Raw genomic sequence first — 13,908 nt, 5'->3', positions numbered from 1 at the left:
GGGTCCCTGCTTTCGCAGGGACGACAGCAGAGATTACTCCGCCGCGGCGTTCTGGCCGGGACCGCCGACGAAGCCGGCGGGATCGCCGAACCGCTCGATCATGACGGCGGTGAGGTCCTTGGTCTTGCTGGTGACGCAGGCGCCGGAGCGCACGGTGTAACGGTCCTGATGCTGAGCATGCGGCGGCGCCTCGCCCTTTTGCAGCGCGCGGGCCGCCTCCATGACCAGCTTGCGGAAATGCATGATGCCGAGATCGGTCGGGCCGAGATGCTCGCGGGTACGGTCGGCGATCGGGCCCTGGCTGTCCTGCACCGCGGCGTCCTGCTCGGAGACGCCCTTGATGCCGGTGTAGCTTTTGGTCCGCTGCAGCTTGCGGTCGATCAGATAGTCGTTGGCCTTGTTGCGCAGCGGCACGTAGTTCTCGTCGACGACAGCCATCACGCCGTTGCCGTTGGCGTAGCCTTCGCGCTCGGCATCGGTCAGCGGCCGGTGGGGATTCCACGCATAGGTGTAGATCCAGCAATTGGTGTCGGTGACCGGCACGAAGGTCTGGCCGAACATGTTCTCGCCCGGCATCGAGCTCGGCGCGTAGCTGTGGAACGGCATCAGGAACTGGGCGATGCGCCAGTAGATGTTGTCGCTGCCGGTGAGCCGTCCGCCCGCCACCGTGAGGCCGGCCTCATGCGGATTGATCTTGATCACCGGGCGCGGGTCCTCGGCGATCCAGCGCATGTGATCGGTCGCGACCCGGGTCAGCGGGTTCACGAAATGCTTCTTGATGTCGAGGATCTCGTTCTCCTCCTTCTCGAAGGAGAGATGCGCGAAGGTGAAATGCGCGGTGTCGATCGAGCCTTCCACCGCCTGCACCCAGTTGCAGTCCTGCCACTTCTTGGTGACGAAGCGGTGCGAGGCCGGCAGCAGCGCCATCTCCAGCGCCGGCAGTTCTGGCATCTGATCGGCCGGGCCCATATAGGCCCAGATCATGTCGCCCCATTCGCGCACCGGATAGGACTTGATCCGGATCAGGTCCTTTGCGTTGAGGTCGGGATACGAGGTCGGCATATCGACGCAGCGGCCGTCGGTATCGAACTTCCAGCCGTGATAGACGCAGCGGATGCCGCATTCCTCGTTGCGGCCGAGCCAAAGATTGGCGCCGCGATGCGGGCAGTACTGGTCGATGACGCCGACCACGCCTCTGGTGTCGCGGAAGGCGAGCAGCTCCTCGCCCATGACAACGATCTTCTTCGGGTCGCTGTCCGGCTCCGGCAGTTCCTCGGACAGCAGCACCGGAATCCAGAACCGCCGCAGCAATTCGCCCATGCCGGTCCTCTCACCGGATTCGGTGAGGAATTTGTTGTCCTCGGCGCGAAGCATGGGCGGTCTCCCGATGGCATTTTTTCAGTTCGTAGTCCGTAGGATGGGTGGAACCAACGCAGCACGCAATTCCTCACACCGGCCGCTCTCCCTTCACGGTCACGCGGGTGCCGGAGCGGGTGTGCGGCCAGTAATCCCACATCGCGCGGTGCTGGGCGCAGCGGTTGTCCCAGAACGCGATCGCGTTCTCGGTCCAGCGGAAGCGGCACTGGAACAGCGGGTTCTCGGCGTGCTGGTAGAGATAGGCCAGCATGGCGTCGCTCTCGTCGCGCGGAATGCCGACGATAAAGCGGGTGAAGCCGCGATTGACGTAGAGCGATTTCTTGCCGGTCACCGGGTGGGTGCGGACCACCGGATGCTCGGCGCGAGGATATTCCCGCTTGTCGGCGACGCCGTAGTTCGCATACAGGCCACGATAGGTCTGCTCGCCGTCATGCAGCGCGGTCAGCCCGTCGAGATAGGCCTTCATGCGGTCCGACAGCGCCTCATAGGCGGCGTACATGTTGGCGAACAGGGTGTCGCCGCCGCGCGGCGGGCACTGCTTGATGTAGAGGATCGAACCCATCGGCGGCTCGAGATCGCAGGACACGTCGGTGTGCCAGCCCTCGCCATTCGCGCGTGGCGAATCCTTGTCGGCATAAATCTTCATCAGCGCCGGATCGCCCTCGTTGGGCGCGGCCGGATGCACATGCAGCTCACCGAACTTGCGGCCGAAGGCGAGATGCTGGTCGGGACTGATGTGCTGGTCGCGGAAGAAGATGACGAGGTTTTCGGCGAGCGCGCGATGGATCTCGTCCATCTGGCGGTTGGAGCGCGCATCGTCGCCGACCAGCTTGCCGATATCGACGCCGGAGATCTCCGCGCCGATGATCGGCGTCAGCTTCTCGACGCCGATGGTCTCATAGGGCTCGGATTGGTCGGCGAGGTGGCGGTAGCGTGGACCCTGCTTGCCGGACAGCGAGCTCATGGGCGTTCTCCCAATCATTCTTGATTGGGAGCATCGTAGCGCGCATCGACGGAAGCGCAATCTGCGCCTCAAACATATCTGTCGTCCCGGACAAGCGCAGCGAAGCGGAGCGCAGATCCGGGACCCATAACCACAGGATCGGGTTTTGCGGAGGCTGGTAACCCGCATCTCGCGCCACAACCACGTCCTGTGGTTATGGGTCCCGGCCTTCGCCGGGACGACGGTTGAGTGTGGGTCACGCGCGGAGTGAAACTACTCCGCGGCGCCGGCATGCTCCGGCAGCTTGGCGCCGTTGCCGTAGCGCTGGTCGATATAGTCGATCACCAATGCCTTGAAGTCGGCGGCGATGCCCGGACCGCGCAGGGTGCGGAACTTCTTGCCGTCGACGAAGACAGGCGCGGCCGGCGCTTCGCCGGTACCGGGCAGCGAGATGCCGATATTGGCATGCTTGGATTCGCCCGGGCCGTTGACGATGCAGCCCATCACCGCGACGTTGAGCTGCTCGACGCCCGGATACTTGGTCTTCCAGGCCGGCATCTCGTCGCGGATGAAATCCTGGATCGAGCGCGCCAGCTCCTGGAACGTGGTCGAGGTGGTGCGGCCGCAGCCCGGGCAGGCCGCAACCAGCGGCACGAAGGTACGGAAGCCCATGGTCTGCAGCAATTCCTGCGCGACCTGCACTTCCAGCGTGCGATCGCCGCCGGGCTCCGGCGTCAGCGAGATGCGGATGGTGTCGCCGATGCCCTGCTGCAGCAGGATGCCGAGCGCGGCCGAGGAGGCCACGATGCCCTTCGAGCCCATGCCGGCCTCGGTGAGGCCGAGATGGATCGCATAATCCGAGCGGCGCACGACTTCCTGATAGACCGCGATCAGGTCCTGCACGGCCGACACTTTGGCCGACAGGATGATCTTGTTCTTCGGCATGCCGAGCTCTTGCGCACGCGCGGCCGACAGCAGCGCCGACTGCACCATCGCCTCGCGGGTCACCGCGCGGGCATCGCGCGGATTCGCAGACGCCGTGTTCTCGTCCATCAGCTTGGTGAGCAGCTCCTGGTCGAGCGAGCCCCAATTGGCGCCGATGCGCACCGGCTTGTTGTTCTTGTTGGCGATCTCGATGATGTCGGCGAACTGCGTATCGCGCTTGTTCTTGAAGCCGACATTGCCGGGATTGATGCGGTACTTGTCGAGCGCCTCCGCGCAGGCCGGATATTCGGCGAGCAGCTTGTGCCCAATATAGTGGAAGTCGCCGATCAGGGGCGTGGTGATGCCGCGCTTGCGCAGGCCGTCACGGATGTGCGGCACGGCAGCGGCGGCTTCCTCGCGGTCGACGGTGATGCGGACCATCTCGGAGCCGGCGCGGGACAGCGCGGCAACCTGGGCGATGGTGCCGTCGACATCGGCGGTGTCGGTGTTGGTCATCGACTGCACGACGATCGGCGCGCCGCCGCCGACGGCGACGTTGCCGACCATGACCTGCGTGGTTTGGTGCCGCGGCGCGGGGCCGGCGACGTCGTCTTGCGGCAAAATCTCGGGCTTGTTCATGGCGTCTCGAATATCAGGTTTTGGTGACATTCACCAAGGGGGCGATGGGCCTCGCGCGCGGCGGGCCAAACGATCATGTTTCGGAGTGAATTCAGTAGCTTATGGCGCCGATTGAGGCCAAACGCAAGCCATGCAGCGGCGTCCTGCATGCCCAGCTATATTGGACCGGATTGGGGTGAATCAAAGGGCAAAGTGACAGCTTTTCATGTGATCTGGCGCATCTTAGCATCCCGTTAAACACACACCGGGAGGACGCAAAATGGCCGGCAACAGCGAGCTGATCACCACGGCGGAACTTGCCGAGATCCTGACCCGGCCGGATCTTCGCCTGTTCGACTGCACGACCTATCTGGAGCCGGCCCCCGCCGGCAGCAACGCTCCCTATATGGTCGTCTCGGGCCGCCAGACCTTCGAGGCCGGCCACATCCCGGGCGCCAATTTCCTCGATTTGCAGGCCGAATTCTCGGATGCCCATACCCATCTGCGCTTCATGATGCCGCCGACAGCGCAGCTCGAAGCCGCGTTCGGCCGCCACGGCATCTCGGCGGGCAGCCGCGTCGTGCTCTATTCGATCGGCACCGCAATGTGGGCGACGCGGTTCTGGTGGATGCTGCGCTCGCTCGGCTTCGAGGGTGCCGCCGTGCTCGACGGCGGCATCGACAAATGGACTGCCGAAGGACGCGACATCGAGACCGGACTTGCCGGCGGCTATCCGCCGGCGACGTTTCCGGCGCGGCCGAAGGACGGCATGTTCGTCGACAAGCATGACGTGCTCGCCGCGACCACGGAGGGCGACACCGTCATCGTCAACGCGCTCGGCCCGCAATTCTACAAGGGGCTGGAGCCGAGCCGTTACGGCCGACCCGGCCGCATCCCCGGCAGCGTCAGCGTGCCGGCGGCGACCTTGATCGATCCCAAGGCCAAGACGTTCGTGCCGCTTGAGGAGGCCGAAGCAATCTTCGCAGCGCAAGGCATCACCAGGGACAAGCGCGTCGTCGCCTATTGCGGCGGCGGCATCTCCGCGACCATCGACCTGTTCCAGCTGCATCGGCTCGGCTACGACAATCTCACGCTCTATGACGGCTCGATGGGCGAATGGGCGAAGGATGAGTCCCTGCCAATCGAGAGGGGTTAGTGGGGAAGCGCGATGTCTCCTCCGTCGTCCTGGCGAAGGCCAGGACCCATAACCACCGCGTTTGGTGATGAACGGGATTGTGGCCCCAGCGGCGCGCAACAATTGAGATTTGGGGTAATGGGTCCCGGCCTGCGCCGGGACGACACTGAATTTGTTGCGCCGCTCGTGAGTCATACATCCGCATTCTCGCGACATGAATCGTCGGAGTCTTGAGGCGATCAAGCCGGCTTCTTGACGATCTCAAGGCCGCGGGCCGCCAACTCCTTCAAAATGCTCCGTGCCAGATGGGAGCACTCATCCGGCTTGATCCAGCACGCGCTCCGCCAGTCCGGATCATCCTCCTTGGAGTATGCGGTGAACGCGGAGCGAATACCGGCTTCAATTGCATCGATGGCATCGATTGGCATCAGCGCGCCTCCAACGGCATCCCTCGCATGGGAGCCTTCGTGGAGGCGATGTTGACGTAAATCGATACCGTCCGCAATTGCGCCTGAAGGCCACAATTGTCCGCTCAGCAATAGGGAAACGTAAATCTTCGCCGCTAGAGTGCCGCCGTCTGCCGGAGATGGTCGTGCATCCCACCGCGTCGATCGCCACCTGTTTCAGGAAGTTCGCTGATTTCACCGGACGGGCTTCGCGTGCCGAGTTCTGGTGGTTCTTCGGCTTTTGTCTGCTGCTCCTGCTCGCAGCCCATCAGCTCGACAAGACGGTCTACGCCGCCGTCGCAATAGCGCTGCCGCTGTTTGCCGTGACGGCCCGGCGCTTCCACGACAGTGGCCTGACCACCGGCCTTGCGGTGTTCTTCGCCGTTGCGCCGTTTGTCATCTTCTACTTCTTTTCCGCTGTCCAGGATCGCATCGAGGCATGGTTTGGCGTGCACGTGCCGTATGGATTGATCGCCGCGATCCCGGCGATCTGCGCCTTTGCTTTCTCTGCCTTCTGCTTCCTCGCCGCACTCGGCCGCCGAAGCCTGCAGACCGCTTCGACGGCACGGGCGAGGTCCGGCGTCGATTCATCGGAAGCAAATCCGGCCGTGCTCGCCAGGCAAGAGGCGGAACGCAAGGTCTCCGGTTTTTCCAAAGCCGTCATGGCCGTATTCGCGATCCCGGCGGATGGCGGGGCGTCGGCCGGCGCCGACAAGACCGACCCCGGCGTCACCGCCGCGTGCGGGATGGTCGTCGATCTCTGCGCGCGTTACGGACACGGCATCACCTCACCGCCATTCAACGCGCTGTTTTCCGGATCAGGGGCGCGACTTGAGGCCGCCGGCTGGCACGCCCTACCGGACGGCGGCGCGGAGATCGACCTGAACCATCGCGCAAGCACCAGCATCGTGCGCAATTGCGCAGTTGAACTGCGCAAGGACGCGGGACAGACCGACATTGCCGGCCTGCTGCGCAAGGAGAAAGAGCAGTTGCAGGCGGCCGAGACGGCGACGCCGGAACAGGATCGGACGACGGCCTATTACGCGCTCGACGGAGCGGGCGCAGCCGGATTCATTGCGATCGAGAAGCTGCGTCAAAGCTACAACACCTATTTCCGAATCCGCATCTGCCTTGCCGAAGGGGATGGGCGCGCCGCGATGGAGACCCTGCGATCGTCGACGCTCTACCAGGCATTCCGCCACGCGTTCTCCGATGGCGCGCCGCCCTATCCCGCGTTCGGCCAGAGAATCATCAAGGGCTATCAGCCGATCCTCTACCGGGACGGGCTCGGCATCTCACTCGAGGTCACCGATCTCGGAGCCGGGAGCACAAAAATGCTTGCCGGCCGCGGGCTGCATCTTCCGCCGGTCTACGTCGATTTCGAGATGCATGAGCGGATGATGTAACGGGATTGCGCTCCGGTTGTCTGCGGCATTCCGCTCCTCTTTGCTCGTCATCCTGAGGCGCGAGCTCTTGCGAGCCTCAAAGGATGAACGGCCCGGGTGCCGGCTGGGCCGTCGTGCTTCGAGACGCGCGTTCCGCGCTCCTCAGCATGACGGGGAGAGAGTTGAGCGCACGGCACCCAGGATAACCTCACGCCGGCACGTTGGGATCCGGCGTCACCTTCGGGTCGGGCTTGTTGACGAGATAGAGCCCGGCGATCACCAGCAGCGCGGCGACGCCGAACACCGCCGTCAACGTGTCGTGCATGATGAAATAGGCCGCGACGACGCCGAACAGCGGCGTGACGAAGGTGAAGGCCGACAGCTTGCTCGCGGAGTAGGTTTTCACCATCGCAAACCAGATGACGAACGTGCAGCCCACCACCCAGACCGCCTGATAGGCGAGCAGCGAGATCGACAGCGCGCTCGGCACATGCTCGATGCGCTCGCCCGCGATCCAGGCGGCGAGGCCAAGGATCGGAATCGAGATCGCGACCTGGTAGCCGAGCGCCTTTTCCGGCGCCGCCTTGCGCAAGCCTGTGCCCTTGGCGACCAGCGTGGTCGCCGCCCACAGCGCGCCGCCGCCGACCACCATGAGGTCGCCGAGCAGCACCTTGGCATCGACGTTCGGCTGCGGCACGCCGATCGCGAGCGCGACGCCGGCAAAGCTCAGCGCAAGCCCGCTCCACTGCACGGTCGAGAGACGCTCGCCGAGGAACTGGTGCGAGCCGAGCGCAACGAAGAACGGCGCGGTGTAGAGGAACACCGAGGCGCGCGAGGCCGAGGTGAAGACGAGGCCGGTGAAGATCAGCACGAACTCGCAGCCGAACATCAGCCCGGCGATGATGCCGGGGACGAGGGTGCCGTCGCGCTCGAAGAATTTGACGCCGCGCAGGTGGCCGACGATCAGCATCACCGGCAGCGCGCCGGCGGAGCGGATCATCGCCTGCAGCATCGGCGGCACGTCGGGCAGCGCAAGCTTGACCGCGAGCTGGTTGAAGCCCCAGCTCACGCACAGCATCAGCATCACGGCGATGGCGCCGGGCGGCAGCCCGTGTCCGACGCTGACGGGCCTTGTGACGCTGGCGGAGATCGCTTGGGTCGACATGTTTCCTCGCGGGCCGGCTTGGTGCCGTGTTGTTAATTGCCGGTTGGGCTCCCTCGCCCCGCTCTTGCGGGGAGAGGGTTGGGGTGAGGGGCCGTCGCCGCAAATTCGATAGAGGCGAGCGTGCGGAGAGTCCCCCTCACCCGAAATTCGCTACCGCGAATTTCGACCTCTCCCCGCAAGCGGGGCGAGGTAGCTCGAAAGCAGTGCGAGTTAGCTGAAACCATCGCGCCATCTACGTCTTCTGGCAATGCGCGCAGGTGCCGGCGATCTCGACGACGGAGAGTTTCGGGATGAACCCCGAGGCCCGCGCCGCCGCGGTCAGGCTTTGCGCGACGGGGGCGGCCGGGATCTCGCCGACCGAGCCGCAATGGTCGCAGATCAAAAACGCCACCATCGAGGTCTCGTCATGGTCATGCGCGCAGGCGAGGAAGGCGTTGCGGCTCTCGATGCGGTGGACGAGGCCGTTCTCCATCAGGAAGTCGAGCGCGCGGTAGACGGTAATCGGTGCCGGCCGCGGCATCGTCTTGGCCAGCTCGTCGATCACCTCATAGGCGCCGAGCGGGCGATGGCTCGACAGCAGCGCCTGCAGCACCTGACGGCGGATCGGGGTGAATTTCTGGCCGCGGCGCGCACAAACCTGCTCGGCATGCGCCATCGCGTCCGCGGCGCAGCGGCCGTGATCGTGGTCGGGGGCAGGAAATGTCGGCTTTGCCAGGCTCATTGCCTCGATATGTAGCATTTGCGCGGCCGTTCCCAAAGCCCGGCTCCAAACCCCGGTCCGTCGCCGCGTTGCAGCCATGCCCGCAATGCGGGGCAGCCTCGCATTAACCCGGCATGCAGAAATCATAAGCAAGCTTATTATATCCCAAGCTTATGGAGGCAGGATCGATGCGCGGTTCGGTGGACACCGACTTCTTGTTTACGCTGGGCGAAGTGTTCCGGTTGATCCGGGTCTATGCCGACAAGGAGGCCGCACGCTACGGCATCACCCGCGCGCAATGGGCCGTGCTGTCCAAGGTGGAACGCCAGGAAGGGTTGAAACAGACCGAGCTCGCCGAGCTGCTCGAGGTGCAGCCGATCACGCTGACGCGGCTGATCGACAAGCTCTGCGACAATGGCTGGATCGAGCGCCGCAGCGACGAGAACGATCGCCGCGTCAACCGCCTCTATCTGAAGAAGGCCGCGCGCCCGCTGCTCGGCAAGCTCGCCGGCCTCCGCTCCGAACTCACCGCGACCGCGCTCGAGGGCATCAGCCCCGCTGACGCGTATCGCCTGCTCACCCAATTGGAATCGATCAAGGAAAACGTTCGCAATGCCGTCCAGACCCCAGCCGGCGAGCCCTCCCGAAAGGAACAGCGCTATGGCTGAACCCGTCCTCAAACTGGCCCCCGAGCAGAAGAGCAATCCGGGCGAGCCTGCGCCGTCGGGCAAGGCCAGCCGCGCGCCGCGCCGTCGCCTGATGGCCGGTCTGCGGCGCTATCGCCGCACGCTGCTGCTGGTCGTGCTGCCGACGCTCGCTGCGATCGGCGGCATCGTGTTCTATCTCAATGGCGGCCGCTATGTCGGCACCGACGACGCCTATGTCGGCGCGCAGAAGGTGCTGATCACGCCGGAAATCTCCGGCAAGATCGACAAGATCGTCGTGAAGGAAGGCCAGCACGTCAGGAAGGGCGACGAACTGTTCGAGATCGACCCCGTGCCGTTCCGCCTCGCGGTGGCGCAGGCCAAGGCTGCGCTCGACCAGACCAGGACCACCTATGACAACCTGGTCGACAACATCAAGATCAACGGCAGGATGCTGGAATTCGCCCAGCAGAGCATCGAATTGAAGAAGCGCGACGTCGAACGCAAGTCGACGCTGGCCAAGCAGAATTTCGGCTCGCAGCTCGACCTCGACAACGCGGCGAATGCGCAAGTGACGGCCGAGAGCCTGGCGCAATACATCAGGCAGCAGATCTCCAAGGACAAGACGCAGCTGCTCGGCGATATCGACCTGCCGATCGAACAGTTCCCGCCCTACGCCCAGGCCAAGGCCAAGCTCGACGACGCCCAGCGCAATCTCGACCACACCGTGCTGCGCGCGCCGATGGACGGCGTCGCGACCCAGGTCGACCAGATCCAGCTCGGCCGCTTCGTCGCCGCCGGCTCGCCGGTGTTCTCGATCATCGACGTCGACCATCCCTGGGTCGACGCCAATCCGAAGGAAAGCGACTTCACCTATGTCGCGGTCGGCCAGCCGGTTGAGCTCGACGTCGACGCGTTCCCCAACCATCGGTTCAAGGGCAAGGTCGGCTCGCTGTCGCCCGGCACCGGCGCACAGTTCGCGATCCTGCCGCCGCAGAACGCGACCGGCAACTTCGTCAAGGTGGTGCAGCGCGTGCCGGTGCGGATCTATCTCGACGAGAACGATCCGTTCGTGAAGAAGCTGAAAGCCGGCATGAGCGTCTACGCGACGATCGACACCAACCACCGCCGCACGCTGGCCGGCCTGCTCGGGCTGGCGCCGGCCTCGGCGCACCCGGACCACGAGTAGAGAGAAGAAGCGGTCGATCATCGACCGCAGAGACAGTGCGCCCCCTCTCCCGCTTGCGGGGGAGCGGGTTTCCAACGCTCGAACAGGACCGACCTGAATGAATGCACCGTCACCATCCGCCGTACCCGGCATGCGCCGGAACATGGTGACGATCTGCGCGATGACCGCGACGATCATGCAGGCGCTCGACACCACGATCGCCAACGTCGCGCTGCCCTATATGCAGGGCTCGCTGTCGGCCTCGCAGGACCAGATCAACTGGGTGCTGACCTCCTACATCGTCGCGGCCGCGATCATGACCGCGCCGGTGGGCTGGATCGCCAACCGCTATGGCCGCAAGCGCATCTTCATCATCTGCTCGGCCGGCTTCACCGTCGCCTCGGTGTTCTGCGGCCTGGCGCAGGACATCAACCAGATGGTGCTGTTCCGCCTGCTGCAGGGCGTGTTCGGCGCGGCGCTGGTGCCGCTGTCGCAGGCCGTGATGCTCGACTCTTACGCGCTGCATGAGCGCGCGAAAGCGATGTCGATCTGGGGCATGGGCGTGATGATGGGCCCGATCATGGGGCCCTCGCTCGGCGCCTGGCTGACCGAGACCTATTCCTGGCACTGGGTGTTCTTCGTCAACCTGCCATTCGGCGCCATCACCGTGCTCGGCCTTGCCGTCTTCATGGACGAGACCAAGCAAGACCTCAATCTGCGCTTCGACTGGTTCGGGTTCGGCGCGCTCGCGGTCGCGATCGGTTCGCTGCAGCTCGCGCTCGACCGCGGCGAGCAGCTCGGCTGGCTGGAATCCAACGAGATCATGATCGAATTCGTCGTCTCCGCGATCGGCTTCTACTATTTCTTCGCCCATTCGCTGACGACCAGCCGGCCCTTCATCCAGTTCGCGCTGTTCAAGGACAAGAACTTCCTCGGCGGCTGCGTGTTCATGACTGTCATGGGCCTCGTGCTGTATTCGACCATGGCGCTGTCCTCGCCCTATCTGCAGAACGTGGTCGGCTACCCGATCATAACCGCGGGCCTGTTGTTGGCGACCCGCGGCGCCGGCACCTTCGTCGCGATGATGCTGGTCGGCCGCATGATGCGCTACATCGAGGCGCGCACGCTGATCATCTCCGGCCTGGCGCTGACCGCGGCCTCGCTGTTCCAGATGACCGGCTGGACCGACATGACGCAGGCCAACGAGATCATCGTCGTCAGCGTGATCCAGGGCTTCGGCTTCGGCCTCGTGTTCGTGCCGCTGTCGACGGTGGCGTTCATGTCGCTGCCCAACCATCTGCGCACCGACGGCACCTCGATGCTGACGCTGTTGCGCAACGTCGCAAGCTCGATCGGCATCTCGATCGTGATCGCGCAGCTGACGGAAGGCGGACGGCGGATCTACGCAAAGCTGTCGGAGCAGATCAATCCGTTCAACCACGCGCTGCAGATGCCCGACGTATCGGGCATGATCAACCTCAACACCGATGCCGGCCGCGCGATGGCCGACAAGATGGTGGCGGCGCAGTCGCAGATCATCGCGTTCTCGCACGACTACCAGCTGGTGATGCTGTTCATCCTGGTCTCGATCCCGCTCGCGCTGATGATCGGCTCGACCAAGGCCACGCTGCGCGCGCAGTCGGCGCCATCGGATCATGCCGCGGTGATGGAGTAGGTTTTCGCCCTACGTTCTCCGAGTGTCGGGGCGATTGGTCACACCGTCATCCTGAGGCGCGAGCACTTGCGAGCCTCGAAGGATGCACGGCCCCGTTGGTGGCCGTCGACCCTTCGAGACGCGCTACGCGCTCCTCAGGGTGACGGTGAAAGAGTGAGGACGCCCCCTCCGAAAGCGCAAGACGCCGCAGCCGCAAGCCGCGTTGACTTTCCGACCTTGCCTCCCAATACTCCGCGAAAACAAGCAGACCCGTCATGCAACTGACGATTTCAGGGGAGGACGCGATGCCGACTTCACGCAGGACGCTGCTGAAGACTTCAGCGGCTGCCGCCGCTGCTTTCAGCTTGGATTGGACACGGGCGCAGGCGCAGGCCGAAACGGTCCGGATCGGTGTGATCTACGACCTGACCGGCCCGTTCGCCGCCGGCGGCTCGGTCGCCTCCTCGATCGGCACCCAGATCGCGATCGACCTCGTCAACGCGAAGGGCGGCATCGGTGGCAAGTACAAGATCGCGCCGGTCAACGTCGATTCCCAGAGCAAGCCTGATGTCGCGATCAACGAGGCCAATCGCCTGATCGACCAGGAGAAGGTCGACATCCTCAACGGCGTGTTCGCAAGCTCCCACGCGGTGCCGCTCGCCGCCAAGGTCGAGCAGCAGAAGCGGATCCTGTGGATCACGACCGCAGTCTCGACCGCCGTGTTCAAGGACAAGAACCTGCAATACGTATTCCGCGCGCAGATCCATTCCGACCAGTACGGCCAGGCGTTCGCGAGCTTCATCAACGAGCACGCCAAGGCCAAGCTCGGCATGGAGCCGAAGGACGTTAAGGTGGCGCTGATCCATGAGGACGGACCCTATGGCGTCGGCGTCGCCGCCGCGGACGAAGCCTTCGCCAAGGAGGTCGGGCTCCAGGTCGCGCTGAAGGAGGGCTATTCCGCCTCCGCGCCCGATCTCTCGGTGCTGGTCACCAAGCTGAAGCGCGCCAAGGCCGACGTGATCTCGCATGCCGGCTACAATCCCGACATCACGCTGTTCCTGCGCCAGGCACGCGAGAGCGGGCTGAAGTTCAAGATGCTGTTCGGCGCCGGCGCGGGCTACAGCCAGCTCGACAAGCTGCGCGCGACCTTCGGCGCCGACATCGACAATTTCTGCAACATCGATCCGGTGCCGGCGCAGCTGCTCGATCCCGCCAAGCTCACGTCGGGAATCGGCGACCTCACCAAGACCATGGTCGCGCGCTACCGCGAGAAGACCAATGCGACCGAAGTGCCGCCGCACTGCTCGATGGGCTTCAACCAGACCTGGATCCTGCTCAACAATGTGCTGCCGGTCGCCAAGGAGAAGTACGGCGGCTTCGATCCCGAGGCGATCCGCAAGGCGGCGCTCGACGTCGACATCCCCGCAGGGGGCACCATCCAGGGCTATGGCGTGAAGTTCTATCCGCCGGGCACGCCGCTGTCCGGCCAGAACGAGCGCTCGACGCCGGTCGTGATGCAGAACGCCGGCGAGCGCATCACCGTGGTGTGGCCGACCAATATCCGCACGCAGGATCCGGTATTCCCGCTGCCGAAGGGATCGGTCTACGCGGCGTAGCGTGGCGACGAGGCGAGACTGCCGCCGCATCGGGGCTGCGCTCCCTCGCCCCGCTGTTGCGGGGAGAGGGTTGGGGTGAGGGGCTTCTCTCCGCGAATGCGATCGCGATGAGACCTGTACCCCCTCACCCGGA

12 protein-coding genes are annotated in these 13,908 nt (G+C 64.6%); 6 read left to right on the top strand and 6 right to left on the bottom strand.

The features are described from left to right. Positions 1-33 precede the first annotated feature (33 nt). The 3 genes from ACVMB1_RS35510 to ispG form a co-directional block, all read right to left on the bottom strand. Positions 34-1,374 carry a Rieske 2Fe-2S domain-containing protein gene (locus ACVMB1_RS35510; RefSeq protein ID WP_057015585.1) on the bottom strand — a complete coding sequence of 447 codons (1,341 nt, stop codon included), beginning with the start codon at positions 1,372-1,374 and terminating at the stop codon, positions 34-36. A gap of 73 nt (positions 1,375-1,447) precedes the next feature. Next, complete coding sequence (locus ACVMB1_RS35505) at positions 1,448-2,341, bottom strand: TauD/TfdA dioxygenase family protein (RefSeq protein ID WP_028343560.1); 894 nt, start codon at positions 2,339-2,341, stop codon at positions 1,448-1,450. Between the two features lie 252 nt (positions 2,342-2,593). Continuing rightward, complete coding sequence (gene ispG / locus ACVMB1_RS35500; RefSeq protein ID WP_076824679.1) at positions 2,594-3,883, bottom strand: flavodoxin-dependent (E)-4-hydroxy-3-methylbut-2-enyl-diphosphate synthase; 1,290 nt, start codon at positions 3,881-3,883, stop codon at positions 2,594-2,596. A 259-nt stretch (positions 3,884-4,142) separates the two neighbouring features. Here ispG and ACVMB1_RS35495 point away from each other — a divergent pair, with 259 nt between their 5' ends. Next, positions 4,143-5,018 carry a sulfurtransferase gene (locus ACVMB1_RS35495; protein WP_057016781.1) on the top strand — a complete coding sequence of 292 codons (876 nt, stop codon included), beginning with the start codon at positions 4,143-4,145 and terminating at the stop codon, positions 5,016-5,018. A 218-nt stretch (positions 5,019-5,236) separates the two neighbouring features. Here the strand turns inward: ACVMB1_RS35495 and ACVMB1_RS35490 are convergent, their stop codons facing one another. After that, complete coding sequence (locus tag ACVMB1_RS35490; RefSeq protein WP_076824677.1) at positions 5,237-5,425, bottom strand: hypothetical protein; 189 nt, start codon at positions 5,423-5,425, stop codon at positions 5,237-5,239. Between the two features lie 164 nt (positions 5,426-5,589). On the opposite strand from ACVMB1_RS35490, the gene ACVMB1_RS35485 reads away from it, so the two are divergent. Beyond that, positions 5,590-6,849 carry a DUF805 domain-containing protein gene (locus ACVMB1_RS35485; RefSeq protein ID WP_158074159.1) on the top strand — a complete coding sequence of 420 codons (1,260 nt, stop codon included), beginning with the start codon at positions 5,590-5,592 and terminating at the stop codon, positions 6,847-6,849. A 187-nt stretch (positions 6,850-7,036) separates the two neighbouring features. Here ACVMB1_RS35485 and ACVMB1_RS35480 read toward each other — a convergent pair whose 3' ends face one another. Further along, positions 7,037-7,993 (bottom strand): DMT family transporter, encoded by a 957-nt coding sequence (locus ACVMB1_RS35480; RefSeq protein ID WP_028343556.1) that lies wholly within the window; start codon positions 7,991-7,993, stop codon positions 7,037-7,039. A 232-nt stretch (positions 7,994-8,225) separates the two neighbouring features. After that, complete coding sequence (locus ACVMB1_RS35475; protein ID WP_026191999.1) at positions 8,226-8,714, bottom strand: Fur family transcriptional regulator; 489 nt, start codon at positions 8,712-8,714, stop codon at positions 8,226-8,228. 167 nt (positions 8,715-8,881) lie between these two features. Here ACVMB1_RS35475 and ACVMB1_RS35470 point away from each other — a divergent pair, with 167 nt between their 5' ends. The 4 genes from ACVMB1_RS35470 (at position 8,882) to ACVMB1_RS35455 (ending at position 13,775) form a co-directional block, all read left to right on the top strand. After that, positions 8,882-9,361 (top strand): MarR family winged helix-turn-helix transcriptional regulator, encoded by a 480-nt coding sequence (locus tag ACVMB1_RS35470; protein WP_085970781.1) that lies wholly within the window; start codon positions 8,882-8,884, stop codon positions 9,359-9,361. Then, positions 9,354-10,526, top strand: a complete 1,173-nt coding sequence (locus ACVMB1_RS35465; protein WP_076824671.1) for an HlyD family secretion protein — start codon at positions 9,354-9,356, stop codon at positions 10,524-10,526. Before ACVMB1_RS35470 ends, ACVMB1_RS35465 begins: the two co-directional genes overlap by 8 nt. Positions 10,527-10,623: 97 nt before the next feature. Beyond that, complete coding sequence (locus ACVMB1_RS35460; RefSeq protein ID WP_141340582.1) at positions 10,624-12,180, top strand: MDR family MFS transporter; 1,557 nt, start codon at positions 10,624-10,626, stop codon at positions 12,178-12,180. Between the two features lie 284 nt (positions 12,181-12,464). Further along, positions 12,465-13,775, top strand: a complete 1,311-nt coding sequence (locus ACVMB1_RS35455) for an ABC transporter substrate-binding protein (protein ID WP_076824669.1) — start codon at positions 12,465-12,467, stop codon at positions 13,773-13,775. The last annotated feature ends 133 nt before the right edge of the window (positions 13,776-13,908 follow it).

The sequence above is a fragment of the Bradyrhizobium sp. USDA 4504 genome, from assembly GCF_054063995.1.
Note: the sequence above shows the minus strand (reverse complement) of the source record. Positions and strands in the feature narration are given on the sequence as shown.

What these genes read in the sequence shown, in the direction of transcription:
- ACVMB1_RS35510 (WP_057015585.1), bottom strand. Translation starts at nt 1,374, where the DNA reads ATGCTTCGCGCCGAGGACAACAAATTCCTCACCGAATCCGGTGAGAGG.
- ACVMB1_RS35505 (WP_028343560.1), bottom strand. Translation starts at nt 2,341, where the DNA reads ATGAGCTCGCTGTCCGGCAAGCAGGGTCCACGCTACCGCCACCTCGCC.
- ispG (WP_076824679.1), bottom strand. Translation starts at nt 3,883, where the DNA reads ATGAACAAGCCCGAGATTTTGCCGCAAGACGACGTCGCCGGCCCCGCG.
- ACVMB1_RS35495 (WP_057016781.1), top strand. Translation starts at nt 4,143, where the DNA reads ATGGCCGGCAACAGCGAGCTGATCACCACGGCGGAACTTGCCGAGATC.
- ACVMB1_RS35490 (WP_076824677.1), bottom strand. Translation starts at nt 5,425, where the DNA reads ATGCCAATCGATGCCATCGATGCAATTGAAGCCGGTATTCGCTCCGCG.
- ACVMB1_RS35480 (WP_028343556.1), bottom strand. Translation starts at nt 7,993, where the DNA reads ATGTCGACCCAAGCGATCTCCGCCAGCGTCACAAGGCCCGTCAGCGTC.
- ACVMB1_RS35475 (WP_026191999.1), bottom strand. Translation starts at nt 8,714, where the DNA reads ATGAGCCTGGCAAAGCCGACATTTCCTGCCCCCGACCACGATCACGGC.
- ACVMB1_RS35470 (WP_085970781.1), top strand. Translation starts at nt 8,882, where the DNA reads ATGCGCGGTTCGGTGGACACCGACTTCTTGTTTACGCTGGGCGAAGTG.
- ACVMB1_RS35465 (WP_076824671.1), top strand. Translation starts at nt 9,354, where the DNA reads ATGGCTGAACCCGTCCTCAAACTGGCCCCCGAGCAGAAGAGCAATCCG.
- ACVMB1_RS35460 (WP_141340582.1), top strand. Translation starts at nt 10,624, where the DNA reads ATGAATGCACCGTCACCATCCGCCGTACCCGGCATGCGCCGGAACATG.
- ACVMB1_RS35455 (WP_076824669.1), top strand. Translation starts at nt 12,465, where the DNA reads ATGCCGACTTCACGCAGGACGCTGCTGAAGACTTCAGCGGCTGCCGCC.